The organism is Fulvimonas yonginensis (genome assembly GCF_037137055.1).
GTDB lineage: Bacteria > Pseudomonadota > Gammaproteobacteria > Xanthomonadales > Rhodanobacteraceae > Frateuria_A > Frateuria_A yonginensis.
In genome coordinates this window covers 98,467-123,904 of record NZ_JBBBNY010000010.1, presented here as the reverse complement: position 1 = coordinate 123,904, position 25,438 = coordinate 98,467, and the positions used below count along the sequence as shown (strand labels likewise).

21 protein-coding genes, 1 tRNA gene and 2 riboswitches are annotated in these 25,438 nt (G+C 68.8%); of the genes, 13 read left to right on the top strand and 9 right to left on the bottom strand.

The genetic code is table 11. The features are described 5' to 3' along the window. Nucleotides 1–237 precede the first annotated feature (237 nt). Nucleotides 238–624, bottom strand: a complete 387-nt coding sequence (panD, locus tag WAT24_RS13205; RefSeq protein ID WP_336808357.1) for an aspartate 1-decarboxylase — start codon at nucleotides 622–624, stop codon at nucleotides 238–240. Between the two features lie 252 nt (nucleotides 625–876). Between panD and metG the strand changes: the two genes are divergently transcribed. Continuing rightward, complete coding sequence (gene metG, locus WAT24_RS13200; protein WP_336808356.1) at nucleotides 877–2,958, top strand: methionine--tRNA ligase; 2,082 nt, start codon at nucleotides 877–879, stop codon at nucleotides 2,956–2,958. 57 nt (nucleotides 2,959–3,015) lie between these two features. On the opposite strand, the gene WAT24_RS13195 is transcribed toward metG, so the two are convergent. Further along, complete coding sequence (locus WAT24_RS13195; protein ID WP_336808355.1) at nucleotides 3,016–3,309, bottom strand: hypothetical protein; 294 nt, start codon at nucleotides 3,307–3,309, stop codon at nucleotides 3,016–3,018. 75 nt (nucleotides 3,310–3,384) lie between these two features. On the opposite strand from WAT24_RS13195, the gene WAT24_RS13190 reads away from it, so the two are divergent. Both WAT24_RS13190 and nth read left to right on the top strand, forming a co-directional pair. Continuing rightward, a complete protein-coding gene (locus WAT24_RS13190; RefSeq protein WP_336808354.1) occupies nucleotides 3,385–4,005 on the top strand; it encodes an RnfABCDGE type electron transport complex subunit B in 621 nt (206 codons plus the stop codon). Next, nucleotides 4,002–4,646, top strand: a complete 645-nt coding sequence (gene nth, locus WAT24_RS13185; protein WP_336808353.1) for an endonuclease III — start codon at nucleotides 4,002–4,004, stop codon at nucleotides 4,644–4,646. The genes WAT24_RS13190 and nth overlap by 4 nt, the downstream gene beginning before the upstream one ends. A gap of 91 nt (nucleotides 4,647–4,737) precedes the next feature. On the opposite strand, the gene WAT24_RS13180 is transcribed toward nth, so the two are convergent. From WAT24_RS13180 to WAT24_RS13170, 3 genes are all read right to left on the bottom strand, one after another. Continuing rightward, nucleotides 4,738–5,520 (bottom strand): sulfite exporter TauE/SafE family protein, encoded by a 783-nt coding sequence (locus WAT24_RS13180; protein WP_336808352.1) that lies wholly within the window; start codon nucleotides 5,518–5,520, stop codon nucleotides 4,738–4,740. Nucleotides 5,521–5,529: 9 nt separating this feature from the next. Beyond that, entirely contained in the window at nucleotides 5,530–5,955 is a 426-nt protein-coding gene (locus tag WAT24_RS13175) for a protein tyrosine phosphatase family protein (RefSeq protein WP_336808351.1), read from the bottom strand. 278 nt (nucleotides 5,956–6,233) lie between these two features. After that, nucleotides 6,234–7,490: a porin gene (locus tag WAT24_RS13170; protein ID WP_336808350.1), complete on the bottom strand. Its 1,257-nt coding sequence runs from the start codon at nucleotides 7,488–7,490 to the stop codon at nucleotides 6,234–6,236. 195 nt (nucleotides 7,491–7,685) lie between these two features. On the opposite strand from WAT24_RS13170, the gene rnt reads away from it, so the two are divergent. From rnt to phoU, 6 genes are all read left to right on the top strand, one after another. Next, on the top strand, nucleotides 7,686–8,345 hold the full coding sequence (gene rnt, locus WAT24_RS13165) for a ribonuclease T (protein WP_336808349.1): 660 nt from the start codon (nucleotides 7,686–7,688) through the stop codon (nucleotides 8,343–8,345). Nucleotides 8,346–8,479: 134 nt separating this feature from the next. After that, nucleotides 8,480–9,514 carry a phosphate ABC transporter substrate-binding protein PstS gene (gene pstS / locus WAT24_RS13160; protein WP_336808348.1) on the top strand — a complete coding sequence of 345 codons (1,035 nt, stop codon included), beginning with the start codon at nucleotides 8,480–8,482 and terminating at the stop codon, nucleotides 9,512–9,514. 148 nt (nucleotides 9,515–9,662) lie between these two features. Beyond that, nucleotides 9,663–10,673, top strand: a complete 1,011-nt coding sequence (gene pstC, locus WAT24_RS13155) for a phosphate ABC transporter permease subunit PstC (RefSeq protein WP_336808347.1) — start codon at nucleotides 9,663–9,665, stop codon at nucleotides 10,671–10,673. Next, nucleotides 10,673–11,539: a phosphate ABC transporter permease PstA gene (gene pstA, locus WAT24_RS13150; protein WP_336808346.1), complete on the top strand. Its 867-nt coding sequence runs from the start codon at nucleotides 10,673–10,675 to the stop codon at nucleotides 11,537–11,539. Before pstC ends, pstA begins: the two co-directional genes overlap by 1 nt. Further along, nucleotides 11,532–12,341 carry a phosphate ABC transporter ATP-binding protein PstB gene (pstB, locus tag WAT24_RS13145; protein WP_336808345.1) on the top strand — a complete coding sequence of 270 codons (810 nt, stop codon included), beginning with the start codon at nucleotides 11,532–11,534 and terminating at the stop codon, nucleotides 12,339–12,341. The genes pstA and pstB overlap by 8 nt, the downstream gene beginning before the upstream one ends. 86 nt (nucleotides 12,342–12,427) lie before the next feature. After that, complete coding sequence (gene phoU, locus WAT24_RS13140; RefSeq protein WP_336808344.1) at nucleotides 12,428–13,150, top strand: phosphate signaling complex protein PhoU; 723 nt, start codon at nucleotides 12,428–12,430, stop codon at nucleotides 13,148–13,150. Nucleotides 13,151–13,255: 105 nt separating this feature from the next. On the opposite strand, the gene WAT24_RS13135 is transcribed toward phoU, so the two are convergent. From WAT24_RS13135 to rnr, 3 genes are read right to left on the bottom strand one after another with little or no spacing between them, the layout of a single operon-like run. Next, nucleotides 13,256–13,546, bottom strand: coding sequence for a CBU_0592 family membrane protein (locus tag WAT24_RS13135; protein WP_336808343.1), 291 nt, complete (start codon nucleotides 13,544–13,546; stop codon nucleotides 13,256–13,258). Beyond that, nucleotides 13,543–14,295: a 23S rRNA (guanosine(2251)-2'-O)-methyltransferase RlmB gene (rlmB, locus tag WAT24_RS13130; protein ID WP_336808342.1), complete on the bottom strand. Its 753-nt coding sequence runs from the start codon at nucleotides 14,293–14,295 to the stop codon at nucleotides 13,543–13,545. The genes WAT24_RS13135 and rlmB overlap by 4 nt, the downstream gene beginning before the upstream one ends. After that, nucleotides 14,292–17,093, bottom strand: a complete 2,802-nt coding sequence (gene rnr / locus WAT24_RS13125) for a ribonuclease R (protein ID WP_425605306.1) — start codon at nucleotides 17,091–17,093, stop codon at nucleotides 14,292–14,294. Before rnr ends, rlmB begins: the two co-directional genes overlap by 4 nt. Nucleotides 17,094–17,230: 137 nt before the next feature. Here rnr and WAT24_RS13120 point away from each other — a divergent pair. Next, nucleotides 17,231–17,315, top strand: a tRNA-Leu gene (locus WAT24_RS13120). A 127-nt stretch (nucleotides 17,316–17,442) separates the two neighbouring features. Here the strand turns inward: WAT24_RS13120 and WAT24_RS13115 are convergent. After that, nucleotides 17,443–17,856 (bottom strand): VOC family protein, encoded by a 414-nt coding sequence (locus WAT24_RS13115; protein ID WP_336808340.1) that lies wholly within the window; start codon nucleotides 17,854–17,856, stop codon nucleotides 17,443–17,445. A gap of 80 nt (nucleotides 17,857–17,936) precedes the next feature. Continuing rightward, a riboswitch (glycine riboswitch) is annotated at nucleotides 17,937–18,022 on the top strand. A 3-nt stretch (nucleotides 18,023–18,025) separates the two neighbouring features. Then, a riboswitch (glycine riboswitch) is annotated at nucleotides 18,026–18,118 on the top strand. Nucleotides 18,119–18,163: 45 nt separating this feature from the next. On the opposite strand from WAT24_RS13115, the gene gcvP reads away from it, so the two are divergent. The 3 genes from gcvP (at nucleotide 18,164) to WAT24_RS13100 (ending at nucleotide 25,394) form a co-directional block, all read left to right on the top strand. After that, complete coding sequence (gcvP, locus tag WAT24_RS13110) at nucleotides 18,164–21,055, top strand: aminomethyl-transferring glycine dehydrogenase (RefSeq protein ID WP_336808339.1); 2,892 nt, start codon at nucleotides 18,164–18,166, stop codon at nucleotides 21,053–21,055. Nucleotides 21,056–21,218: 163 nt separating this feature from the next. Further along, nucleotides 21,219–22,772, top strand: coding sequence for a ShlB/FhaC/HecB family hemolysin secretion/activation protein (locus tag WAT24_RS13105; RefSeq protein WP_336808338.1), 1,554 nt, complete (start codon nucleotides 21,219–21,221; stop codon nucleotides 22,770–22,772). Nucleotides 22,773–22,898: 126 nt separating this feature from the next. Then, complete coding sequence (locus tag WAT24_RS13100; protein ID WP_336808337.1) at nucleotides 22,899–25,394, top strand: beta strand repeat-containing protein; 2,496 nt, start codon at nucleotides 22,899–22,901, stop codon at nucleotides 25,392–25,394. Nucleotides 25,395–25,438 lie beyond the last annotated feature (44 nt).

The following is a 25,438-nucleotide window of genomic DNA, read 5'->3' as shown; positions in this document are numbered from 1 at the left end:
CGAGCAGGGCTCGACCTCGAGGCGTAAGACGGGCATGTTTATGCAGGTTCATCCGGGGTTCCTGGTGTGCTGGTTGGGTCGCACCTCCAGAATCCCGGGATCGCCCCGGGTGAACAACCTACTGAGAGATCACAGCTAGCGCCAGGTCCGCGCCAGGCGCCTCAGCGTCATCCGAGCTCGATCGTGAGCCGGTCCCGCGCAGCGCTTCGCGAGAGGCGAGGGCGCAAAGGCGGGATATCAGGCCGCCGCCATCTGCTTGGGAATCGAGCGGTTGGTGTGGCTGATGCGGTTGGCGGCGTCCACGTAGACCAGCGTGGGCTGGAACTTCTCCAGCTCCGCCTCGTTGAGCTGGGCGAAGGCGGCGATGATGATCAGGTCGCCGGCCTGCACGCTGCGGGCGGCGCTGCCGTTGACGGAAATGATCCCCGAGCCCTCTTCCGCACGCAGCGCGTAGGTCACGAAACGCTGGCCGTTGTTGATGTCCCAGGCGTGGATCTGCTCGTACTCGCGGATGCCGGCGGCGTCCAGCAGCAGGCCGTCGATCGCGATCGAGCCCTCGTAGTGGAGCTCCGCGTGGGTCACCGTCGCGCGGTGGATCTTGGCCTTGAGCATGTTCAGGTGCATGACAGTCGGTTTCCGGCAGGGACAGCCTGCGTCCGCCGATTATCGAACCGCGGACGTTGCATCGCAACATTGCGGGAAACGGGCGACCGGGAACGGGGAACCTACGGCTCACACAGGTCCATGCCCGACTCGCGCATGGCCCCGAGACCGATGACGACGGAACGCCGACGTTCTCCCGTTCGGCCGTCCGAACACCGGCCGGGCGGTGTTCGCGTGCCATAATGCGCGATCCCGTTGCGACCACACCCCGCCATGACCCGCCGTCTCCTCGTCACCAACGCCCTGCCCTATGCCAACGGCCCGCTGCACCTGGGCCACCTGCTGGGCTACATCCAGGCCGACATCTGGGTGCGGGCGCAGCGCATGGCGGGCAACGAGGTGGCCTACGTCTGTGCCGACGACGCCCACGGCACGCCGATCATGCTGGCGGCCGAGAGGGCGGGCATGACGCCCGAGGCGTTCATCGAGGGCATCCGCGCCGGCCACGAGGCCGACTTCGCCGGCTTCGGCGTGGCCTTCGACCATTACCACTCGACCCACTCGGAAGAGAACCGCGAACTGGCGACGCTGATCTACACGCGCCTGCGTGAGGGCGGCTGCATCGCGCGCCGCAGCATCAAGCAGCTGTTCGATCCGGAAAAGGAAATGTTCCTGCCGGACCGCTACATCAAGGGCACCTGCCCGCGCTGCGGTACCCCCGACCAGTACGGCGACAACTGCGAGAACTGCGGCGCCACCTACGCGCCGACCGACCTGATCGAGCCGTACTCGGTGGTGTCCGGCGCGGCGCCGGTGCTGCGCGATTCGGAACACTACTTCTTCGAACTCTCCAAGTTCGAGGCGCTGCTGCGCGACTGGTTCGCCGGCCGCTACACCGGCGGCAAGCCGGTGGCGAACGCAGGCGTCGCCGCCAAGCTGCGCGAGTGGCTGGACGGCGGCCTGAAGGACTGGGACATCTCGCGCGACGCGCCCTATTTCGGCTTTCCCATTCCCGATGCGCCGGGCAAGTTCTTCTACGTCTGGCTGGACGCGCCGGTGGGCTACCTGGCGAGCTTCAAGGCGCTGTGCGACCGCACCGGCAAGAGGTTCGACGATTACCTCGCGCCCTCCAGCCGCGCCGAGATGCACCACTTCATCGGCAAGGACATCATCAACTTCCACGGCCTGTTCTGGCCGGCGATGCTGCACGGCGCCGGCTTCCGCACGCCGACCGCGCTGCACGTGAACGGCTACCTGACCGTCAACGGCGCCAAGATGTCCAAGTCGCGCGGCACCTTCATCCAGGCGCGTACCTACCTCGATGCCGGCCTCGATCCGGAGTTCCTGCGCTACTACTTCGCCTGCCTGCTGGACGACGCGCCGGTGGACGTGGACCTGGACCTCAAGGCGTTCGAGGAGCGCGTCAACTCGCACCTGGTCGGCAAGTGGGTGAACATCGCCAGCCGCACCGCGGGCTTCGTGCACAAGTACTTCGGCGGCCGCCTGGCGGAGCGTTTCGGCGCCACCGAGACGGCGCTGTGGAACGCGCTGCTGGAGCACTACAACGACATCGACGCGCTCTACGACCAGGGCGACTTCGCCGAGGTCACCCGTCGCTTCGTGCTGATGGCCGACCTAGTCAACGGCCACATCGCGGCGACCGCGCCGTGGGCGATGGCCAAGGACGAGTCGCGTCGCGCCGAGCTGCACCAGGTCTGCTCGTTCGCGATCGCCGCGTTCCGCCTGCTCGCCGGGCTGCTCAAGCCGATCCTGCCGGCCACCGTGGCGGCCGCCGAGGCCTTCCTGGCGGCGCCGATCGTGGGCTTCGACGATGCCCGCGCGGAGCTGCACAACCACGCCATCGGGCCGTTCGAACCGCTGCTCGCGCGCATCGATCCCAAGCGCATCGAGGCGATGGTGGAGGCCTCGAAGGAGTCGCTCGCCCCTGCCCCGGCCGTTGCCGCCCCCAAGCCTGCCAAGGACACCCGCAAGCCCATGAACGAGCCCGCCGCCGACCTGCCCGCCACCGTTTCCATCGACGACTTCGCCAAGCTCGACCTGCGCGTGGGCAGGGTCACCGCCTGCGAGTTCGTGGAGGGTTCGGACAAGCTGCTGCGCTTCGAACTGGATGCCGGCCCGCTGGGCACGCGCCAGATCTTCTCCGGCATCCGTGCGGCCTACCAGGAACCGGCAAGGCTGGTCGGCCGCAACGTCGTGTTCATCGCCAACCTGGCCCCGCGCAAGATGCGCTTCGGCCTGTCCGAGGGCATGATCCTGTCCGCCGGTGAAGGCGGCAGCGACCTGTTCCTGCTGGACGCCGATGCGGGCGCCAAGCCCGGCGCCACGGTGCGCTGAGCGCGAGCGGCCTCCCCCTCCGGGCCGGTACGAGCGAGCTTGCTCCGATGGTGCGGCTCAGCGCGCATAGGTGACGAAGAACCCCACCAGGTCGCCGTTCTCGTTGTACGGCTCCATGTCCACGAAGCGGTAACCGCGCGTGGCGTACTCGGCATGCGTGCGGGCGAGCTTGTCGGCCATGTGGTTCTTGCGGAAGCCGAAGGTGGCGTCGACGAACACGGTCACCGTGGCGGGCGACGAGGCTTCGGCTTGCGCAGGTACGGCATGGCCCAAGAGCAGGGTACCGGCCATGCCGACGGCGACGGCCAGCAGCATCGAGGCGACGCGCAGCGGGGGACGGGAACGGTTCATGCAAAGCTCCGATTTGCGGGACAATAGGTTCCCGATTATGCCCGCGCCCTCCCCCGCGCCGGCGCCCGGACTACGATGAGCCACGCCACCGACGACCTCGCCACCCGTATCGATGCCCTGCTGCCGCAGACCCAGTGCGAGCAGTGCGGTTTCCACGGCTGCCGTCCGTATGCCGAGGCGATCGCACGCGGCGAGGCGCCGATCAACCGCTGCCCGCCGGGTGGCGCCGCCGGCATCGCCAGGCTGGCCGCGCTGCTGGGCACGCCGGCGCTGCCGCTCGATCCCGCGCACGGGGTGGAGAAGCCGCGCATGCTGGCGCGCATCGTGGAAACCGACTGCATCGGTTGCACCAAGTGCATCCAGGCCTGCCCGGTCGACGCCATCGTCGGCGCCGCCAAGCTGATGCATACGGTGCTGCCCGAGGACTGCACCGGCTGCGAGCTTTGCGTGCCGGCCTGCCCGGTCGACTGCATCGTGCTCGACCCCATGCCCCTGATCCAGGTCGAGGACCCGGCGCATGCGGACGCCTCCCGTGCGCATTTCCGGCGCCGCGAGGCGCGGCTGGCGCGCGAGCGCGCCGAGCGCGAGGCGGAACTGGCCGCACGCAAGGCCGCGGTCGATGCCCCTGCCACGCCGCAGAATCCCGTGCTGGCCGCGCTGGCCCGCGCCCGCGCCAAGCGGGGCTCCCGGGCATGAAGCGCGCCGAGGTCGTGGAACTGTTCTCGCGCCTGCGTGAACTCGATCCCCATCCCACCACCGAGCTCGAGTACCGCACGCCGTTCGAGCTGCTGGTCGCCGTGGTGCTCTCCGCGCAGGCCACCGATGTAGGCGTCAACAAGGCCACGCGCAAACTGTTTCCCGTGGCCCGCACGCCGCAGGCGATCCTGGTGCTGGGCGAGGAAGGCCTGAAGCGCTACATCAGCACCATCGGCCTGTACAACGCCAAGGCGAAGAACGTGATCGCGCTGTGCCGCATCCTGGTCGAGCAGTACGGCGGCGAGGTGCCGCGCACGCGCGAGGCGCTGGAGGCGCTGCCGGGCGTGGGCCGCAAGACCGCCAACGTGGTGCTCAACACCGCCTTCGGCGAGCCCACCATCGCGGTGGACACGCACATCTTCCGCGTCGCCAACCGCACCGGTCTCGCGCCCGGCAAGGACGTGCGCGCGGTCGAGGACAAGCTGGAGAACGTGGTGCCGGCCGAGTTCAAGAAGGACGCGCACCACTGGCTGATCCTGCACGGCCGCTACGTGTGCAAGGCACGCAAGCCCGCCTGCCCGGTCTGCCCGATCCGCGACCTGTGCCGCTACAAGCACAAGACGCCGCCCTCGGCCCTGTAGGAGCGGGCCTGCCCGCGATGCCCTTGCTCTACGGCTGCGGCGCCCCCGGCTCGACGCTCTCGGCGAAAAGACATCGCGAGCAAGCTCCCTCCTACATCGCCTGCGCCGAGCGGTAGAGCATGTAGAGCGCGACCAGCACGATCACGCCGGCGAACAGCACGTTGAGCGCCCCGCGCGTATGCGCCAGTCGCTGGGCGCCCAGCGCGCCCAGCCAGCCGCCGAGCACGCCGCCGCCGATGAATTCCAGCGCCACGCGCCAGTCGACCAGCCCCGACACCGCATAGTTGCCCGCGGTGGTCAGCGCGAAGCTGCCGACCGAGAACAGCGAGGTGCCGATCGCGTTGATGATCTCCATGCCACTGGCGAACATCAGCCCCGGCACGATCAGGAAACCGCCGCCGATGCCGAAGAAGCCGGACAGGCCGCCGGCGCCCAGGCCTACCGCGCCCAACCGCGCAAAGCTGTTCGGCAGCGGGTAACGCGCCGCCCTCTCGATGCGGCGCCCGCGCAGCATGAGCAGCGCCACCACCAGCATCAGCAGCGCGAACAGCGCCAGCAGGCGATGGCCGTCCATCGCCTTGCCCAGATTGGAGCCCAGCCAGGCGCCGAGCACGCCGGTGGCAGCGAACACGAAGGCGGCCCGCCAGCGCACGTGGCCCGCACGCGCGTGCGGCCAGAGGTTGGCGAACGCGTTGGCGGACACCGCCAACGCGCTGGTGCCGATCGCCACGTGCGGATCGCGCACGCCGACCACGTACAGCAACAGCGGCGTGGCCAGGATCGAACCGCCGCCGCCGACCAGCGCCAGCGAAAAGCCGACGGCCGAGCCGCACACCACCGCAAGCAGCTCACCGGTACCGGGGAACGGGCTCATGCCGCGGCCTCAGGCACGACGCGCGTCGCGCAGGCGGGGCACCCAGGCGGTGAGGTCGTAGCCGGCCTCGCCAGCGATGCCGACCAGCGCATCGGCGTCGGTATGCCGTGCCGCCTGCAGCGCCCACAGGGTGGTCGAGCGCGTCCCGGTACGGCAGAACGCCAGCACCGGCGCCGGCAGCTCCTCCAGCGCCCGATGCATGGCGTCGATGGTGGCGGGCTCGTAGCTTCCGGGCATCACCGGGATGTGGCGGTAGGCCAGGCCACGCTGCATGGCGGCCGCCGCAAGCTCGGCGCTCGCCGGCTGGTCCTCCGCCTCGCCGTCGGGCCGGTTGTTGACCAGGCTGCGAAAGCCGGCCGCCGCGAGCGTATCCAGGTCGCCCGGCAGGATCTGCGGCGACACGCTGATCTGTTCGGTGAGCTGACGGACCTGCATGAGAAGGGCTCCTCCCGGACGAGGTCGACGGTACACCACCGCCGTGCCTGCTCCGTCAGCGTGCCACCAAGGCGCCGGGCCCGCCACTGTCGCCGCAAGCGGCGGCAACGGCCAGGCCGGCGGGGTTGCGGAAGTGCAAAAAATAACGGCGGGCTTGCGGCCCGCCGTTGTCCGTCCCTGGGCAGAACTCCCTTCCGATAACCGCTCCTTGACGCCGGCGTAATTTTCCACGCGCGGCGTGAAGGTTTGTTCAAAGGCTGCCCAGCGCAGCGCCTGCCTCAGAAGGCGACTTCGCCGAACACGCCGATCTCGTTGGTCTTCACGTTCTGCACATGCAATGGCGTCGGGGTGGCGACCGAACGGTCGGCCTTCTCGTGCTTCCACACGCCGGCCAGCTTGAAGCCCTTGGTCACCTGGTACTGCAGGCCGAGGTTGTAGTAGACGTCCTTGGCGTTGCTGTCCAGGTCCCTGCTCAGCTTGGCGTTGTCGTAGCGGGCGAACAGGGCGAGCTCGTCGGTGAGCGCGACCGAGCCCCACAGCGAATAGCCGTCCGCCTTGTCCTCCACCGGGCTGAGCACAAGGTTGCCCCAGTTCTTGGCGGTGAAGTACTCGGCGCCCACGCGCACCTTCTTGTCGGCGTAGGCGACCATCACGTCGCCGCGCTGCGCGGTATGCGGGGCGTCGATGCTCTCGGTTTCCTTGCCCAGGTGGCCGCTGTAGCCGCCGACCGCGACGATCATGCCCTCGAACGGCACGAAGCCGACGCGGCCTTCGAAGTCCACGCCCTTGCTGCGGCCGGGGTTCTTGTAGCCGCCGCCGTTGACCACCGACACCGCGTAGTTGGCAACCTTGCTGGCGCCGATGTCGCCGCCCAGGTGCAGACCCCAGTCGGCCGAGTTGGCGTACTTCAGGCGGTCGGTGATGGTGTTCTCGACGTAGCGGAAGCCGTAGTAGTTCTCGACGAACGGGATCCACGGCATGTCGGCCGAGCCGATGCGCAACACCGCCGCCGGGTCGAACTTGCCCTGCACGTAGGCCTTCTTGACGAACAGGTTGGTTTCGCCGTCGTTGGACACGTAGTTGAAGTCGGTGGTCAGGTTGGCCGACCAGATGTCGTTGAACTTGTGGTCCACGCCCAGGTAGAAGCGCTTGACGTCCAGGCCGGTGCCGGAGGCGTCGGTCTTGCCGGTGTCGCTATTCTTCTGGTCGATGTTCGAGAAGTCGAAGAACATCTTGCCGGAGAAGGTGGTGTCGGCCAGCGCCTTGTCCAGCGAGGAAGCCGAGCTGGCCTGCGCCTTCCGGATCGCCTCGATGTTCTGGCCGGTGGTCACGTTGATGTCGGACTGTGCGTCGGTCCGCTGTTCGAGTTCGTCCACCTTGGCCTGCAACGCGGCCAGCTGGGCCTTGAGCTGCTCGACCTCGGCGTTGCGCGCAGCGGACGACTGCGCATCCTGCGGGGCCGGTGCCGCATGCACACCGGCGCCTGCCAGGCCCAAACCGGCGGCGATCGCCACCACGAGCATCTTCGAACGCATGAACTTCTCTCCACTGTTGGTAGGAACCACTCGACCGCCCCCTTCGATCCTGGATGGCCAAGCAGGGACGGGCGAAAGGATGGGAGGCGCACTTTACGATTCGATGCCGGTCGGATGACAGAAAAAAGACAGCCGGCACGCCGCGCAGGCGGCGCCTTCGCCGGTGGGCGCCCCGCCCACTGATATGCTTGGCCGATGGAATACGTGAGCAACAGCCTGTCCGCCCGCATGTGCGAGCGGTTCCGCGGCTTCATGCCGGTGATCGTGGACGTGGAAACCGGCGGCTTCGACGCCGAGCACGACGCGCTGCTGGAGATCGCCGTGGTGACGCTGGCGATGGATGCGGAAGGCTACCTGCGCCCGCGCCCGCCGGTGTTCACCCACGTCGAGCCCTTCCCCGGCGCGCGGATCGACCCGCGCTCGCTGGAGATTACCGGCATCGACCCGGACAACCCCCTGCGCGGCGCCCTGTCCGAGCGCCAGGCGCTGGACCACGTGTTCGCCCCGGTCCGCCAGGCGATGCGCGAAAGCGAGTGCCAGCGCGCCGTGCTGGTCGGGCACAACGCCGCCTTCGACCTGGCCTTCCTCAACGCCGCGGTGCGCCGCTGCGGACACAAGCGCAACCCGTTCCACCCGTTCAGTTGCTTCGACACCGCCACGCTCAGCGGCCTGGCCTACGGACAGACGGTGCTGAGCAAGGCGGTGCAGGCGGCCGGCCACGCCTTCGACGGACGCGAGGCGCATTCGGCGATCTACGACGCCGAGCGCACCGCCGAGCTTTTCTGCGCCATCGTCAACCGCTGGCGGCGGCTGGAAACGCTCGAGCGTGACCAGGTCGGTCTGACGCTCTCTTGACGGCCTGCGGATGACGCTTGCGCGGGCATTGTCATCACGTTGCAACATTCATCTCATTTCATTGCAACACGCCTGACCTCAAATGCGGCCGCCGGGAATCCGCCCGTGACGCACACCTGAGAGGACTGACCGTGTTGAACGCAACCACTACCGTTTCCCGCCTCGGTACGGCCGCCGTGCTGACCGCCGCCACGCTGCTGGGCGCCAACGCCGCCCAGGCCACCGACATCACCGGCGCCGGTTCCAGCTTCGTCTATCCGGTGCTGTCCAAGTGGTCGGCCGCCTACGCCGAGAAGACCGGCAACCAGCTGAACTACCAGTCGGTGGGCTCGGGCGCCGGCATCGCGCAGATCAAGGAAGGCACCATCGACTTCGGCGCCTCGGACGCGCCGATGAAGGCCGAGGACCTGCAGAAGTTCGGCCTGGGCCAGTTCCCGGTGGTGGTCGGCGGCATCGTGCCGGTGGTCAACATCGCCGGCGTGCAGGCCGGCCAGATCAAGCTCGACGGTCCCACGCTGGCCGACATCTTCCTGGGCAGGATCAGGAACTGGAACGATCCGAAGATCGCCGCGCTGAACAGCGGCCTGACGCTGCCGGCAGGCAAGATCACCGTGGTGCACCGCTCCGACGGCTCCGGTACCTCGTTCAACTTCACCAACTACCTGTCCAAGGTCAGCCCGCAGTGGGCCTCGCAGGTCAAGTTCGGCACCTCCGTCGACTGGCCGACCGGCGTGGGCGGCAAGGGCAACGAGGGCGTCTCGCAGTACGTCAAGCAGATCAAGGGTGCGATCGGCTACGTGGAGTACGCCTACGCCGTCAAGAACAAGATCAGCTGGGTCGACATGAAGAATGCCGCCGGCAACGTGGTGTCGCCCAACGCGGACAGCTTCGCCGCGGCCGCCGGCACCGCCGACTGGGCCAGCGCCAGGGACTTCAACCTGATCATGACCAACGCCCCGGGCGCCAAGGCCTGGCCGATCACCGCGACCACCTGGGTGATCATGTACAAGCAGCCGAAGAACGCCGAGCACAGCAAGGTCGCCTTCGACTTCTTCAAGTGGGCGCTGGAAAACGGCCAGCAGGCGGCGTCCGAGCTGGACTACGTGCCGCTGCCGCAGAGCCTGGTGCAGAAGATCGAGGCGTACTGGGCTTCGGAATACAAGCACTGAGCGCGACCCGGCCTCGCCGACAGCTTGAGCCCTCGCCCCGTCACGCGGGGGCGAGGGCCCGGTGAGGGGAGGCTATCCGCCCAACCAGCACAGCGCCCGCTCCCCGCAAGGCAGGGAGAGGGCGCTTTCCCCGCACGACCCGAGACCCATGCCAGAAGCCGCCCTTCCCGTCGACGTCCCCGAACAGCGCGCCGCCCGCGACGCCCGCCACGACCGCCTGTTCAGCGGCGTGCTCAAGGCCTGCGCGCTGCTCGTGCTCGCCGCGCTGCTGGGCGCGGCGTTCGCGACGCTGTGGGGCGGCCGTGACGCCTTCCAGACGTTCGGCTGGCACTTCCTGGTCAGCTCCGCATGGGATCCGGGCAACCAGGACTACGGCGCGCTGGTGCCGGTGTACGGCACGCTGGCCACCTCGTTCATCGCGCTGCTGATCGCCGTTCCGGTCAGCTTCGGCATCGCGCTCTACCTCTCCGAGGTGGCACCGCGCTGGCTGCGCACGCCGGTCGCCTCGGCGATCGAGCTGCTCGCGGGCATCCCCTCGATCATCTACGGCATGTGGGGCCTGTTCATCTTCGCCCCGTTCTTCGCCGAGCACATCAAGCCGTGGCTGACCAATTACCTGGGCAACAACCCGGACGACGGCAATCCGTCGTGGGTGGCCACGCACCTGCCCTTCGTGGGCAAGCTGTTCGCGAGCGACTACCCGTTCGGCGCCAGCATCCTCACCGCCGGCATCGTGCTGGCGGTGATGATCATTCCGTTCATCTCCTCGGTGATGCGCGAAGTGTTCCACACCGTGCCCACGCGCCTGAAGGAGTCGGCCTATGCGCTGGGCTCCAGCACCTGGGAAGTGGTCTGGGACATCGTCCTGCCGTACACCCGCTCGGCGGTGATCGGCGGCATTTTCCTCGGGCTCGGCCGCGCGCTGGGCGAGACCATGGCGGTGACCTTCGTGCTCGGCAACGCGATGGATCTCTCCGCCTCGCTGCTCGACCCCGGCGCCTCCATCGCGTCGACCATCGCCAACCAGTTCAGCGAGGCGGTCGGCCTGCAGAAGTCCGCGCTGATGGCGCTGGCCTTCCTGCTGTTCGTGGTGACTTTCATCGTGCTGCTGATCGCGCGGCTGATGCTGCGGCGGCTGGCCAGCCGGGAGGGCCGCTGATGGACACGCTCTACCTGCGCCGACGGTTCACCAATGCGCTCGCGCTGGCGCTGGGCACCGCCGCCACTCTGCTCGGCCTGACCTTCCTCGCCTGGATCCTGTGGGCGACGCTGCGCCAGGGCATCGCCGCGCTCGACCTCAGGCTGTTCACCCGGATCACCGCCTACGGCGACCAGGGTGGCCTGTCCAACGCGATGGTCGGCAGTCTGATCATCAACCTGCTCGGTATCGCCATCGCCACGCCGATCGGCGTGCTGGCGGGCACCTGGCTGGCCGAATACGCCAACCGCACCCGCCTCGGCGAGACCATCCGCTTCCTCAACGACATCCTGCTGTCGGCGCCGTCGATCGTGATGGGCCTGTTCGTCTACACCATCATCGTGCTGCCGAGCACCGCCCTCACCCACGGCGACACCACCTTCTCCGGCTTCGCCGGCGGCGTGGCGCTGGCGCTGATCGCGCTGCCGGTGATCGTGCGCACCACCGACGAGATGCTGCGGCTGGTGCCCTCGACCCTGCGCGAGGCGGCGCTGTCGCTGGGCGTGCCGCAGTGGAAGCTGACCTCGCAGATCCTGCTGCGCGCCGCCCGTTCGGGCATCGTCACCGGCGTGCTGCTGGCGCTCGCGCGCATCAGCGGCGAGACCGCGCCGCTGCTGTTCACCGCGTTCGGCAACAACTTCATGACGCTCGATCCGCTGGACAAGATGTCCAGCCTGCCCCAGGTGATCTACCAGTACGCCAACGACCCGGGCGAGGCCATGCACGCGCTCGCCTGGGCCGGCGCCTTCGTGGTGACGCTGTTCGTGCTGCTGCTCAGCCTCGCCTCCCGCCTGCTGCTTTCCCGTACCAAGGTGTCCCATGACTGATCCCGCCCCCGCCCTGCATCTGGCGCCGTCGGCGGCCACTGCGGCGACCGAGCCGAAGCTGAAGGTGCGCAACCTGCACTTCCACTACGACGGCTTCCATGCGCTCAAGGGCATCGACATGGACATCCCGGAACAGCAGGTGACGGCGATCATCGGCCCGTCCGGCTGCGGCAAGTCCACGCTGCTGCGCGTGTTCAACCGCATCTACGCGATCTATCCCGGGCTCAGGGCCTCCGGGTCGATCGAGCTGGACGGCGAGAACATCCTCGATCCGCGCTACTCGCTGAACCGGTTGCGCGGCAAGGTCGGCATGGTGTTCCAGAAGCCGGTGCCGTTCCCGATGACCATCTTCGAGAACGTCGCCTACGGCATCCGGCACCACGAGCGCCTGTCCAGGGCCGAGATGGAGGCCCGGGTCGAGCAGGCCCTGCGTGGCGCGGCGCTGTGGGACGAGGTGAAGGACAAGCTGAAGGCGAACGCGCTGGGCCTCTCCGGCGGCCAGCAGCAGCGCCTGTGCATCGCCCGCGCCATCGCGCTCAAGCCCGAGGTGCTGCTGCTGGACGAGCCCACCTCGGCGCTCGACCCGATCGCCACCGGCCGCATCGAGCAATTGATCGAAGAACTCAAGAGCCGCTTCACCATCGTGATCGTGACCCACAACATGCAGCAGGCGGCGCGCGTGTCCGACCAGACCGCCTTCATGTACCTTGGCGAGCTGGTCGAATTCGACCAGACCGAGAAGATCTTCACCAAACCCGGCAAGAAGCAGACCGAGGACTACATCACCGGCCGCTTCGGCTGATCCACTTGCTCCTTCTCCCCGCCGGGGAGAGGGGCCGGGGTGAGGGGCCACGCCGCGACACCCTGTCCTACCCGAAGGGACATCCAATGACCTCCACCAAAGACCACATCATCAAGAGCTACGACAGCGAGCTGGCGCGCCTGACCGGCGAGATCGTGCGCATGGGCGAACTGGCGGCGTCGCAGCTGGAAGCCGCGATCGACGTGGTCGAGCGGCGCGACGAGCGTGCCGCGCAGCGCGTGGTGGCCAATGACGAGGCCATCGACGCCCTGGAGCAGGAGATCAGCCACGACGTGGTGCGCCTGCTGGCGCTGCGCGCGCCGATGGCTGGCGACCTGCGCAACGTGTTCGCCGCCCTGCGCATCGCCTCGGACATCGAGCGCATCGGCGACTACGCCGCCAACGTCGCCAAACGCTCCATCCCGCTGTCGATGGTGGCGCCGGTCGGCCCGGCCAGCGGCCTGGGCTACCTTGCCAAGCTGGCGGCCGCGGAGGTGCGCGAAGTCCTGGCCGCCTACGCCGAGCAGGACGCCGAGCGTGGCTACCGGGTATGGAAGGGCGACGCCGAGCTGGACGAGGCCTACACCGGCTACTTCCGCCAGCTGCTCACCTACATGATGGAAGATCCGCGCAACATCACGCCGTGCACGCACCTGCTGTTCATGGCCAAGAACATCGAGCGCATCGGCGACCACGCCACCAACATCGCCGAGAACCTGTGGTTCCAGGTCTACGGCGAGCCGCTGGACAAGCAGCGCACCAAGCGCGATTTCACCTCCAACCCGGAAATGCCCAAACTCGGCGAGTGACGGCGAACCATCGCTCCCCCGGACGGGCAACCGGCCTGCAGGAGCGCGCGTGCGCGCGATGCTCCGGACACTGCAGCCCAGCACAAAGGCATCGCGAGCGAGCTGCTACGGGGACGTGTCGGGGGGCGGTGCGAGTGGCCGCTCGCGGCGCCGCCGCGCGTTGCGGACGATGCCGAAGATGCCGATCGCCATCCACGCCAGCTCCAGCGCGAAGGCCGAAACGTTGAAGGCGCCGAAAAGCAGCGACAGGGTGACCCCCAGGGCGCCGAACACGTTCATCAGCTGGTAGGTCAGGCCGTTGCCGTGCAGCTTGTGCGCCTGCAGGAGAAGGAAGGCCAGCAGCACCAGCAACACACCGACGAAACCGGCCCAGTCGTGCCATTGCAGCGTGCTCACCGCGGGACACTCCGCTGGCGCAACGCCTCGAACAGCGCCACGCCGGTGGCCACCGAGACGTTGAGGCTTTCCATCGTGCCCGGCATCGGGATCTTCGCCACGAAGTCGCACAGCTCGCGGGTGAGCCGGCGCATGCCCTCGCCCTCGCTGCCCAGCACCAGCGCCACCGGCCCGCGGAAGTCGACCTCGTAGAGCGAGGTCTCGGTGTCGCCGGCCAGGCCGGTGATCCACACGCCGGCGTCCTTCAGCTCGCGCAGCGTGCGGGCCAGGTTGGTCACCGCGACCAGCGGCACCCGGTCGGCACCACCGGCGGAGGCACGGCGCACCACCGGGGTCAGGCCGACCGCGCGATCCTTCGGCACGATCACGGCGGTGGCCCTGGCGGCGGCCGCCGAGCGCAGGCACGCGCCCAGATTGTGCGGGTCGGTGACGCCGTCCAGCACGAGCACCAGCGTCTCCATGCCGTCGCGCTCGAGCAGCCCGGCCAGCTCGTCCTCGTGGGTCATCGGCGGCGGCTCGTACAGCGCGACGATGCCCTGGTGGCGCGCCTGCCCGGCCAGCTTGTCCAGTTGCTCGCGCGGACGGTGGTGCACCGGGATGTGGTGGGCGCGGGCCTGCTCGACAAGTGCCTTGATCCGCGCATTGCGTTGCGCCGTGGCCACGTCCACGAGCAGCTCGCGCACACGCGAGGCGTCGTTCGCCAACGCCCCCTCCACCGGGTTGATGCCGACGATCCAGCTTTCGCTCATGCCTTGTCCTTGGGTTTGCGTTGACGGCGCGGACGCTTGGCCGTGGCCTTGGGCGCCGCCTCGCCCTTGCCCTCGGGCCGGGCCGGCACGCTGGCGCGCTTGGCTCCGCCCGCGGCCTGGCCACCCCGACCCTTGACGGACCGGCCCTGGCCGCCATCGGCGTGACGCCCGGCCGCCGGGACCGCCGGCCGGCCGAGGGCCTCCGAGGCCACCTTGGACGCCTTGCCGCGTGTCTTGCTTCGCTCCACCGGCAGATCAGGTACCGCCGGTCGTCCCAACGCCTCGGACGCCTGCTTGGCGGCCTTGGAGCGGAACGGGCGATTATCGCCTGTCACGGGCGCCGGCGACGACGCCTTGCGCGCGGCACCGCGGCCGAAAGCGCGACCTACCGCCTCGGCGGCCCGGCCGAAGAAGCCCGGCTGTTTCGCGGCCGGCTTCGCGACCGGCTTGGGCAAGGAGTAACGGTCGCCCGCGGCCGCGTAGTCGTAGGCCCGGCGCGCCGGCGCCGGGGCGGCGGCCTGCTCGCGTGGCGGCACTAGCCGGAAATCGATCTTGCGGTCCTCGATGCTGGCACGCAGCACCTGCACGCGGACATGGTCGCCCAGGCGGAACTGCCCGCCGGTGCGCTCGCCCTTGAGCAGTTTGCGTATGGGATCGAAGTGGTAGTAGTCGTTGGCGAGCTGGCTGATGTGCACCAGGCCCGAGACCTTGGACTCCTCCAGCTCGACGAACAGGCCGAACGAAGTGACGCCGGTGATCACGCCGTCGAACTCGCTGCCCACGTGCTTGGACAGCCACGCGGTCTTGAAGCGCTCGTCGACGTCACGCTCGGCCTCCTCCGAGCGGCGTTCGCGCTGCGAGCAGTGGACCGCCATCGCCGCCATCTCGGCCGGCGTGTAGACGTAGTCCTTCGGCTTGCCACCGGTCAGCGCGTAGCGGATCGCCCGGTGCACCAGCAGGTCCGGGTAGCGGCGGATCGGCGACGTGAAGTGCGCGTACGCATCGAGCGACAGCCCGAAGTGGCCGCGATTCTCCGGCTGGTAGGCCGCCAGGCTCTGCGAGCGCAGCAGCACCGACTGGATCAGCTCGCGCTCCGGGCGGTCGCGCACCAGCGCCAGGATGTCGGCGAAGTCGCCAGGGGTGACCTCCTCCACCGGCGGCATGCGCAGCTTGAACTCACGCAGGAACTGCTGCAGGTCCTCGTACTTCTCGGCCGGCGGTGGCTCGTGTGCGCGGAACAGCGCCGGAATCTTCTTCCTGGTGAGGAACATCGCCGCCTGCACGTTGGCGGCGATCATGCACTCCTCGATCAGCTTGTGCGCGTCGTTGCGCTCGGTGGCGCCCATCGCCATCACCTCGCCGCGCTGGTCGAGACGGAACTTCACCTCCGGCGTCTCGAAGTCGATCGCGCCACGGCGCTTGCGCTGCGCGGCCATCGCCTTGTACAGCGCGTGCAGGTGCTCCAGCTGGGGCAGCACGTCGGCCAGCTCCTCGCGGGCGTCGGAGTCGAGCAGGCCGATCGCCTGCCACACGCGCTCGTAGGTGAGCCGGGCGTGCGAGCGCATCACCGCGTCGTAGAACTTCGAGCGCACTACCTCGCCGTCGGCGTCGACCTGCATGTCGCAGACCATGCACAGCCGCTCGACCTTGGGGTTGAGCGAGCAGATGCCGTTGGACAGCGTCTCGGGCAGCATCGGCACGACGAAGCCCGGGAAGTAGGTCGAGGTGCTGCGCTCGTACGCCTCGCGATCCAGAGCGCCACCGACCGGCACGTAGTGCGAGACGTCGGCGATCGCCACCACCAGCCGCCAGCCGCCGCCGCGGCGGGGCTCGGCGTATACCGCGTCGTCGAAGTCGCGTGCGTCGGCGCCGTCGATGGTCACCAGCGGCAGCTTGCGCAGGTCCACACGACCCTGGCGCTCGGCCGCGGTCACCTGCGGTTCCACCTCCTCCGCCTCGCGCAGCACCTCCGGCGGCCATTCGTGCGGAAGGTCGTAGCTGGCGATCGCCATCTCCACCAGCAGCGACGGCTGCAGCCGCTCGCCCAGCACGGAAACGACCTGGCCCAGCGGGCCGCGGTGCGGCGTCGGCGGATCGGTGATCTCCGCCACCACGATCTGCCCGTCGCGCGCGCCCTGCTCGTGGCCCGGCGGGATCATCACGTCCTGGTGCAGGCGCCGGTCGTCCGGCGCCACCACCATCACGCCGTTCTCGACCACCACGCGGCCGACCAGCCGCGGCGGGCGCCGCTGCAGAATCTCGGCGATGGCGCCCTGGCGGCGGCCGCGGCGGTCGATGCCGACCACGCTGGCCAGCACGCGGTCGCCGTGCAGCACCGAACGCATCTGCTGCGGCGAGAGGTACAGGTCCTCGCCGCCGTCATCGGGACGCAGGAAGCCGTAGCCTTCGGCATTGGCCAGTACCACGCCGGGGATCAGGTCCAGCTTGCGCACCGGCGCGAAGTCGCCGCGCCGGCCCTGCAGCAGCTGGCCGTCGCGCACCATCGCACCGAGTCGCTTGCGCAGCGCGCCGATCTCGTACTCGTCATCGAGTCCCAGCGCCTCGGCGATGCGCGCCTCGCTGAGCATTTCGCCACGCTCGTCCAGCAACGCCAGGATCGCCTCGCGGCTGGGGATCGGCCGCTCGTAGCGCTCGGCCTCGCGCCCTGCGAAGGGATCGCGCGCGCCGGATGTCTTGCCGGTCGATGGTTCCGAACGCTGCGCCTGCGTACGCTTGCGCGCCCGCGGCGCCTGGGTGGATGAACCGGACTTGCCGCGCGGGGTGTTGTTCTTTCTCACGAAATCGCCTTGTGATGATGCCGCGCGCAGCATGCCGCGCGCCGCAATGAAATTCCTATCAACGAACTGTTGACAAGCTCGGGGGAGATGCCTACTCTACGCGGCTCGCGCAGCCCACACGGCGACGCGATCCACCTGCCCAGGTGGCGGAATTGGTAGACGCACTAGTTTCAGGTACTAGCGGGTAAAACCGTGGAGGTTCGAGTCCTCTCCTGGGCACCAACGGATTCTAGACGAAGCCCGCCGCAAGGCGGGCTTTTTCGTTGCCGCTCGTTTGCGCCTCGGTGCAGCGATCCAATCCGCTCCGCGACGTCGCCGGCAAGCTCGCCTCTGCGAAACAGCTCGGGGCTCAGGCGGCAGGCGGGCCCTTGAGCTCCACCATGTTGCCCTGCGGGTCGTAGCAGTAGATGGACGGTCCCTCGCCCTGCGCGCCGTAGCGCGAGCCGATCTCGCCCACGCGCACGCCGTGCGCCTCCAGGTGGGCCACGATGGCCGCCTCGTCGTAGCCGTCCACGCTCAGGCACAGGTGGTCCATGTTATGGCCCTCCGTGCCGGGCCCGGCGCCACCCAGGCGGCCCAGCTTGCCGTCCAGGCTGACCAGGTCGATCAGCGAGTCGCCCGCGCGCAGTTGCACCAGGCCGATCTCGTCCTGTCGACGCTCTTCGCGGCAGCCGAGCACCTCGCAGTAGAACGCCTGCATGCCGGCCAGGTCGTGCACGCGCAGCACTACGTGGTCGATCCGCTGGACTCGGAACGGGGGCATGGCAAGCTCCTGGATGAACGGGCGACACGGGTTCCGATGATGCCATCGTACGGGCCCGCCGGGGCGGTATAATCGCCGCTTCGCACGCGGCGGGAGAAGCGGGGAACAGCCCGCTGCCGAAGACGCAACGCCCGTAATCGCTCAGGCCCGATACCGTCGCGTGCGCAAACTCTGGAGAGAGCGGTTCGATCCGCCGCCGAAGGGGCACGAAGCGACCGTCACCCGACGAGCAGCTTCCAAACTCTCAGGCAAAAGGACAGAGGGGCGCCCCGCGTGCGGCACGCACGATCACCTTCGGACGCCCGTCATGAGCCAGACCAAGACCCCTTCGCTGCGCGACCTGGAACACCACGACGCCTTCATCGAGCGCCACATCGGCCCCAACGACGCCGAGATCGCGCGCATGCTGCGCGTGATCGGCTACGACTCGCTGGAAGCCATGACCGACGCGATCGTGCCCAGCAAGATCAAGTCGTCCGCGCCGCTCGACCTGCCGCCGGCGCTGACCGAGGTCGAGGCGCTCGCCAAGATCCGCGCGATCGCCGACAGGAACCAGGTGTTCAGGAGCTTCATCGGCCAGGGCTACTACGGCACCCACACGCCCAACGTCATCCTGCGCAACATCCTGGAGAACCCGGCCTGGTACACGGCCTATACACCCTACCAGGCCGAGATCTCGCAGGGCCGCATGGAAGCGCTGATCAACTTCCAGACGCTGTGCGCGGACCTCACCGGGATGGAGATCGCCAACGCCTCGCTGCTGGACGAGGGCACCGCGGCGGCCGAGGCGATGACGCTGGCCAAGCGCTCGGCCAAGTCCAGGTCGAACGTGTTCTTCGTCTCCAGCGGCGTGCACCCGCAGACGCTGGAGGTGCTGAAGACCCGCGCCGAGGCGATGGGCATCGAACTGCACGTGGGCCCCGACGCCGAGGCCGCCACGGTCGACAGCTACGGCGTGCTGCTGCAGTACCCGGACACCTTCGGCCACATCGGCGACTACAAGGCGCTGGCCGAGGCCGTGCACGCGCGCGGCGCGCTGGTCACCGTGGCCACCGACCTGCTGGCGTTGACCCTGATCGCCGCCCCGGGCGAATGGGGCGCGGATATCGTGGTGGGCAACAGCCAGCGTTTCGGCGTGCCGTTCGGCTTCGGCGGCCCGCACGCGGCCTTCATGGCCTGCCGCGATGCGTACAAGCGCTCGATGCCCGGCCGCCTGATCGGCGTATCGATCGATGCCGAGGGCAAGACGGCCTACCGCCTGACCCTGCAGACCCGTGAGCAGCACATCCGCCGCGAGAAGGCGACCTCAAACATCTGCACGGCGCAGGTGCTGCTGGCGGTGATGGCCAGCATGTACGCCGTCTACCACGGCCCCGAGGGTCTCACCCGCATCGCCCGCCGCACGCACCGTCTGGCCGCCATCCTGGCCGCCGCGCTGCGCCAGGCCGGCATCGCCGTGGGCAAGGATTTCTTCGACACGTTGCACGTGACCGGGGTCGATGCCGAGGCGATCCATGCCAAGGCCAGGGCCGCGCGCATCAACCTGCGCCGCATCGACGGCAGCAGCCTCGGCATCAGCCTCGACGAGACCACCACGCGCGCCGACGTGGCCGCGCTGGCCGGCCTGTTCGGCGCCGGCATCGCCGACATCGACGCGCTCGACGCCGGCACCCCGGACGCCCTGCCCGCCGCGCTGGCGCGCAAGAGCCCGTTCCTCACCCACCCGGTATTCAACACCCACCACAGCGAGCACGAGCTGCTGCGCTACATGCGCTCGCTGGCGGACAAGGACCTGGCGCTGGACCGCACCATGATCCCGCTGGGCTCGTGCACCATGAAGCTCAACGCCACCGCGGAGATGATCCCGGTGACCTGGCCCGAGTTCGCCAACATCCACCCGCTGGCGCCGGCCGAGCAGGCCCAGGGCTACAAGCAGCTGATTGACGAGCTGGAGGCGATGCTGGTCGAGTGCACCGGCTACGACGCGGTGAGCCTGCAGCCGAATTCCGGCGCGCAGGGCGAATACGCCGGCCTGCTCGCGATCCGTGCCTACCACCGCTCGCGCGGCGAAGGCCATCGCGATGTCTGCCTGATCCCCGAATCCGCCCACGGCACCAACCCGGCCTCCGCGCAGATGTGCGGCATGCAGGTGGTGGTGACCAAGTGCGACGCCAACGGCAACGTGGACGTCGAGGACATCCGCCGCAACGCGGAGAAGTATTCCGACCGCCTCGCCGCGCTGATGATCACCTACCCGTCCACGCACGGCGTGTTCGAGGAGGACATCGTCGCCATCTGCGACATCGTCCACCAGCACGGCGGCCAGGTGTACACCGACGGCGCCAACATGAATGCGCTGGTCGGCCTGGCCAAGCCCGGCAAGTGGGGCTCGGACGTCTCGCACCTCAACCTGCACAAGACCTTCTGCATCCCGCACGGCGGTGGCGGTCCGGGCGTGGGCCCGTGTGCGGTCAAGTCGCACCTGGCGCCGTTCCTGCCGCGCAAGCTGGGCGAGGACACGCCGGTGGGCATGGTCTCGGCGGCGAGCTTCGGCTCGGCCTCGATCCTGCCGATCAGCTGGATGTACATCACGCTGATGGGCCGCGAGGGCCTGCGCCGCGCCACCCAGGTCGCGCTGCTCAACGCCAACTACATCGCCAGGCGCCTGGCGCCACACTACGCGACGCTCTACACCGGCCGCAACGGCCTGGTGGCGCACGAGTGCATCCTCGACCTGCGTCCACTCAAGGATTCGACCGGCATCAGCGCCGAGGACGTCGCCAAGCGCCTGATCGACTTCGGCTTCCACGCGCCGACCCTGAGCTTCCCGGTTGCGGGCACCCTGATGGTCGAGCCGACCGAGTCCGAATCGCTGCACGAGCTGGACCGCTTCATCGACGCGATGATCCAGATCCGCGACGAGATCCGCGCGGTGGAGGACGGCCGCCTGGACCGCGAGGACAACCCGCTCAAGCACGCCCCGCACACCGCTACCCAGGTCTCGGCGACGGAGTGGACCCACGCCTACCCGCGTGAACTGGCGGCCTTCCCGCTGCCCAGCCTGAAGCTGCAGAAGTACTGGTCGCCGGTGGCCCGCGTGGACAACATCTACGGGGACAAGAACGTGTTCTGCAGTTGCGTGCCGATCAACGACTTCAAGGAAGAGATCGAGGCCTTCAGCGAACCGAACGTGTCCTGATTCGAAGGACCCGAAAGGCCCCGCACCCGCGGGGCCTTTTTTTTGGCAACCGGTCTCTCGGGCAACCGGGCTCCGCATTACGCTCACATTCCGCATGGGTAGAATCCGCGCCCGCCGGACACGTGCCCCGGCCCCGTCAACCCGAAACCTGCCGGAGCCGCCCATGTCCGCCACCCTGCTTGCGTCCTTGCTCGCCATGGCCGGTGCCGTCGCGGTGCCGGTGCGGCCTCCCCTGGTCCCGGCCCCCGCGCCGCTTCTCGTGGATCAGGGCGGTTATCGGTACGTCGTCGCAGGCAACCACTTGCTGGAACCGGCCGACGTGCGCTCGGCGCTGAAGCGCGGCGCGACCCCGACGGAGGCGATCGGCGCCCTGAAGCGGGCCTACGCAGACAGGGGCTACTTCCTCGTGGCGGTCGTGGCCCAGGTACAGGGGCGGGAGGTCAAGGTGAACGTGGTGCAAGGCCGACTGGCGCACGTCGAAGGCCCTACCGACCTTGCGGCGTACTTTGCCGGTCTGCTCGGGCGCGACGATGTCCGACACGAGCAGGTCGTGCGCCGCGACCTGCTGGTCCAGGCGCACGCCGCCACCGAGGGTCTGCAGGCGAAACTCGCCTTCGTGCCCGCGGCCGAGCCTGGCGCGAGCACGTTGCGGATCGACACCACGCGATCGGCCCACGAGCATCACGCGGGCGGCAGCCTCTCCGTCGGCAACCTGGGCAACCGCTATGCCGGCCATGACCTGGCGCAAGTGCAAGGCCAACTGCAGTACGGTGGCTACACGCTGCAGGTGAATCATGCGCGCGCGCTCACCGGCGTCGATGCGGACAGCCGCGGCGCCTTCTATGCAGCAACCGGAGCAACCCTGACCCGCGTGACCCCTGCCGGCTGGTTCCAGCTCGACGGCATCGGGACACGCTACCGCCTGGGCGTGGCCTTCGCGCCGCTCGATCCGGCCGGCAACGTGAGCGTGTTCGGTGGGGGAGCCACCCAATTGCTCTTTGCCGACGAGGCGCGGCGCTGGACCCTGTCCGAAGGCCTGCACCGCGTCCACGACAGGGAGACGGTCTTTGCCGGTGCCTACGCCTTGCGGGATCAGCGCTACCAGGTCGTCGACCTCGGCACCCAGGCCTCCTGGCAACTGGGTGGCGTCGGCGGGCGTCCCGCGAGCCTGGCCCTCGCGCTGGGCTCGAAGCTGGGCGGACCAGGGGGCGCGGGAGGCTTCTACAACGGCACGGGCGCACCGACCGCGGACTTCCACATCTTCACCGCGCGGGTCAGCCTCGACCAGGCCCTCGCGAAGGGTTACGGCCTGCGACTCGAACTCAGCGGCCAGGCCACACCGGATACATTGCCCTCGTACGAACAATGGGTCCTCGGCGGGGTCAATGCGTTGGCCGCCTGGCTGCCCGGTACCTTGGCTGGCGACAGGGGCTTCCTGGAGCGCCTCACCCTGGAAGCACCGGTATGGGGCATCGGCACGTGGCGGCTGCGTGCGCTCGCGTTCGCCGAGCAGGGCGCCTCGCGCTACAACGAGGCCACCGGCAATCCGGGGCGGCAGACGCTCACCGACGCGGGAGCCAGCCTGGCGCTGGACCTGCCCGGTCCGGACACGCACGCCCTGCTGGCTTATGCGCACCCGCTGACCTCGCACATTCCCTGGGAAACGCGCCGCCGCCAACGTGCGCATGCCTTCGTCTACCTCGAAGTGGGGTTCTGAGGGGGCGGACGTTCACGCCCCGTGCACGCGGACGGCACTTCCGCCACTCACGAGTCCGCTACACGCGCAGGCATAGCCTCCGCGCGCTCCACGAACACACACCCAACACCTGCGAGGATCTTCCCCATGAATCGGATGAGTGGCTGGACTGCGGCCGCGTTGGCTGCAGCGATCTTGCTCGCCCTGCGCCCTGTCCCGGCCCATGCCGACATCGGCACGCGGCAGATGCCCGGCCAGGGTCGTATCGTCAGCGGCCATGTGAGCGCCGGGGTCGCCGGCGCAGGCACGCAGACCATTACCATCGGCAATGCCAGCGACCCCGGCCTCGCCAGCGCGGTGATCGACTGGGGATCCGGCACGGACATCAATCCCACGCGTACCGCCGGCTTCAACCTTGGTCCGCAATCGCGACTGACGTTCAACGACGGCACCGGCGGGCACGGTGCCGCGGTGCTCAACATCGACAGCACGGGCAACCCGTCGCAGATCTTCGGCCAGCTGGTCGGCAACGGCACGAGCATCTTCGTCGCCAACCGGAACGGGATCATCGTCGGCGCGGGCGCCAGGATTACCTCCACGGCCAATGTGGCACTGATCGGAAATACGCTCATCGCAGGCGGCAGCGGCTTCGACGGCAATACCGGTTCGCTCGCCTACGACGGCTCCGGTGGGGACGTGACGGTGGCCAGGGGTGCGGTGATCAGCGGCAACTCCGTACTGGTCGCGGGAGGTGGCAACGTCAACGTCGACCTTGGTGCCTTCACTGGGCCCAGCGGCAGCACCACGCTGGCGGCTGGACGTGCCTCGGCCGGCGCCGGCAGCGGTGCGACGGACAACCCCAACGCCTCGCTTACCACTGCAGGCGCCCTGCCCACCGGGCGCAGCCTGGGGGGATTCAGCTCGGCGGGTACCGCCCTCAATACCGGCACCTTGGCGCTGAGCGACGGCTACAGCGTCGCCGGCCTGTTCACCAACCAGGGCAACCTCACCCTGCCGGCGAGCAACGGTTCGATGTGGAACCAGGGCAACCTGTCGAGTGACGTCGGAACGACCTTCACGGCGCTGACCAATGACGGCACGTTCACTACCTCGCACGGCATCACCGTGAAAGGCGGCGGCGACCTGGTCAACACCGGCACCATCAACGGTGCGCAGCTCATCGAAGTGGTCGACGGGAGCGTCAATAACAGCGGCCGCATCGTCGGCGTAGTCGGGCTCAGCACCTCTTCGAACAGGTATTACCAGCCCGGTGCCTACTACTCGATCGTCAACACGGGCACCATCACCAGCTACGGCCAGCTGACCATCGACGCCAACCGCGCCAGCCACTACAACGACGGCGCCAACACGTCGACCGGCAGCTTCATCAATACCGGCACGCTGCAGCTGGCCAAGGGCGCCAAGCTCCAGGTCAAGGGCTGGCAGGACGTGTACCTGGGCGGCAAGGTGCAGACCGGCTTCGGCGCCAACGCCCAGGACGTGTCCACCAGCAACCCGATCGGCGAGCTCGTCAGCTCCGCGGGCGGATACAACGCCACCGTGGACACGCCGACGTTCTGGACCGACGGCGTGCTGACCATCGCCACGCCGTTGGCGGTCAGCGGTGCGATCATCCACGGGCGTCAGGTGAAGATTCTCAGCAATGTGCTCGGCGTGGACGCCAACGGCGCGCAGGCCGGCAACATCACGATCGCCGCCGGCAGCCAGATGACCGGCGACTATGCCGTGACCATCGCCAACGGCGCCACCGTGTCGGGCCACATGGTCAGCATCAAGGGGCCGACCTATACCGTCGCGCCCACCGACGGCCGTGTCACCAACCCGAACGTGCTGCTCGACGGCACGCTGACCGCCGGCTGGATCTACCTGGGCGATTCGGGGCAACCGCTAAGCGATGTCTTCAGCGGCCCGGGCGGCTTCCTCAAGTTCACCGGCACCGACCCGCGCCTGACCATCGCCTTCACCGGCACGGTCGGCGCGCTCCCCTCTGCCGGCACCGACTTCCGCTACGCCTTCCTGCCCGTGCGCTCCCGTCGCGCGCCACTGCTGCTTTCGCTCAAGCCGGTGACCTATACCTCGAGCGCGGGTTCCGTGAACCTGCTCGTCGACGGCAGCGTCAACCTGGTGCCTCCGGTCTACAACAGCTCGCCCGCCATCTACGGATCGGGGTCTGCTCCGAGCCCATCGGCCATCCCCAATACCCACCTGGTGTTGCAGGCCTCCGGCAGCATTACCACGGGCACCGGAAGGTTCTACTGGCCGGGTTACGTCTATCTCGGTACGGTGGCCGGCCAAGCCGACGGTACGCCGGCCCCCGCGACGCTGGGCACCGGCACCATCACCCTCGGCGGCAAGTTCAGCAACGTACTGCCGGGCAGCACCGCCAGCGACGGCGGCATCGAGTTCATCACCGCGCAGCCGCTCAACCTCAATGGCTATACCGTGACGACCAATGCGAACAGCTGGATCAGCTTCGGCACGCAGACGCTCACCGACCAGTACGCCAGCGGCGCGCTGGGCGCGGGCGCCTTCTTCGGCGGCAAGCAGAGCGGCAGCACGGTGATCTACGCCGCGCTGGATCCCTCGATGTTCCACACCGACACGCCCCCGGCCGCCCAGTAAGGCCGGTCGCGCCCCTTCGACGGCAGGCCTTCGCGGCCTGCCGT

Bases quoted from the DNA above. Each gene is read 5' to 3' on its own strand.
- WAT24_RS13115 (WP_336808340.1), bottom strand. From the start codon at position 17,856: ATGCCCCCGTTCCGAGTCCAGCGGATCGACCACGTAGTGCTGCGCGTG.
- WAT24_RS13195 (WP_336808355.1), bottom strand. From the start codon at position 3,309: ATGAACCGTTCCCGTCCCCCGCTGCGCGTCGCCTCGATGCTGCTGGCC.
- WAT24_RS13170 (WP_336808350.1), bottom strand. From the start codon at position 7,490: ATGCGTTCGAAGATGCTCGTGGTGGCGATCGCCGCCGGTTTGGGCCTG.
- rlmB (WP_336808342.1), bottom strand. From the start codon at position 14,295: ATGAGCGAAAGCTGGATCGTCGGCATCAACCCGGTGGAGGGGGCGTTG.
- pstC (WP_336808347.1), top strand. From the start codon at position 9,663: ATGCCAGAAGCCGCCCTTCCCGTCGACGTCCCCGAACAGCGCGCCGCC.
- nth (WP_336808353.1), top strand. From the start codon at position 4,002: ATGAAGCGCGCCGAGGTCGTGGAACTGTTCTCGCGCCTGCGTGAACTC.
- panD (WP_336808357.1), bottom strand. From the start codon at position 624: ATGCACCTGAACATGCTCAAGGCCAAGATCCACCGCGCGACGGTGACC.
- WAT24_RS13180 (WP_336808352.1), bottom strand. From the start codon at position 5,520: ATGAGCCCGTTCCCCGGTACCGGTGAGCTGCTTGCGGTGGTGTGCGGC.
- pstA (WP_336808346.1), top strand. From the start codon at position 10,673: ATGGACACGCTCTACCTGCGCCGACGGTTCACCAATGCGCTCGCGCTG.
- metG (WP_336808356.1), top strand. From the start codon at position 877: ATGACCCGCCGTCTCCTCGTCACCAACGCCCTGCCCTATGCCAACGGC.
- WAT24_RS13105 (WP_336808338.1), top strand. From the start codon at position 21,219: ATGTCCGCCACCCTGCTTGCGTCCTTGCTCGCCATGGCCGGTGCCGTC.
- WAT24_RS13100 (WP_336808337.1), top strand. From the start codon at position 22,899: ATGAATCGGATGAGTGGCTGGACTGCGGCCGCGTTGGCTGCAGCGATC.
- WAT24_RS13175 (WP_336808351.1), bottom strand. From the start codon at position 5,955: ATGCAGGTCCGTCAGCTCACCGAACAGATCAGCGTGTCGCCGCAGATC.
- phoU (WP_336808344.1), top strand. From the start codon at position 12,428: ATGACCTCCACCAAAGACCACATCATCAAGAGCTACGACAGCGAGCTG.
- rnt (WP_336808349.1), top strand. From the start codon at position 7,686: ATGGAATACGTGAGCAACAGCCTGTCCGCCCGCATGTGCGAGCGGTTC.
- WAT24_RS13190 (WP_336808354.1), top strand. From the start codon at position 3,385: ATGAGCCACGCCACCGACGACCTCGCCACCCGTATCGATGCCCTGCTG.
- pstB (WP_336808345.1), top strand. From the start codon at position 11,532: ATGACTGATCCCGCCCCCGCCCTGCATCTGGCGCCGTCGGCGGCCACT.
- gcvP (WP_336808339.1), top strand. From the start codon at position 18,164: ATGAGCCAGACCAAGACCCCTTCGCTGCGCGACCTGGAACACCACGAC.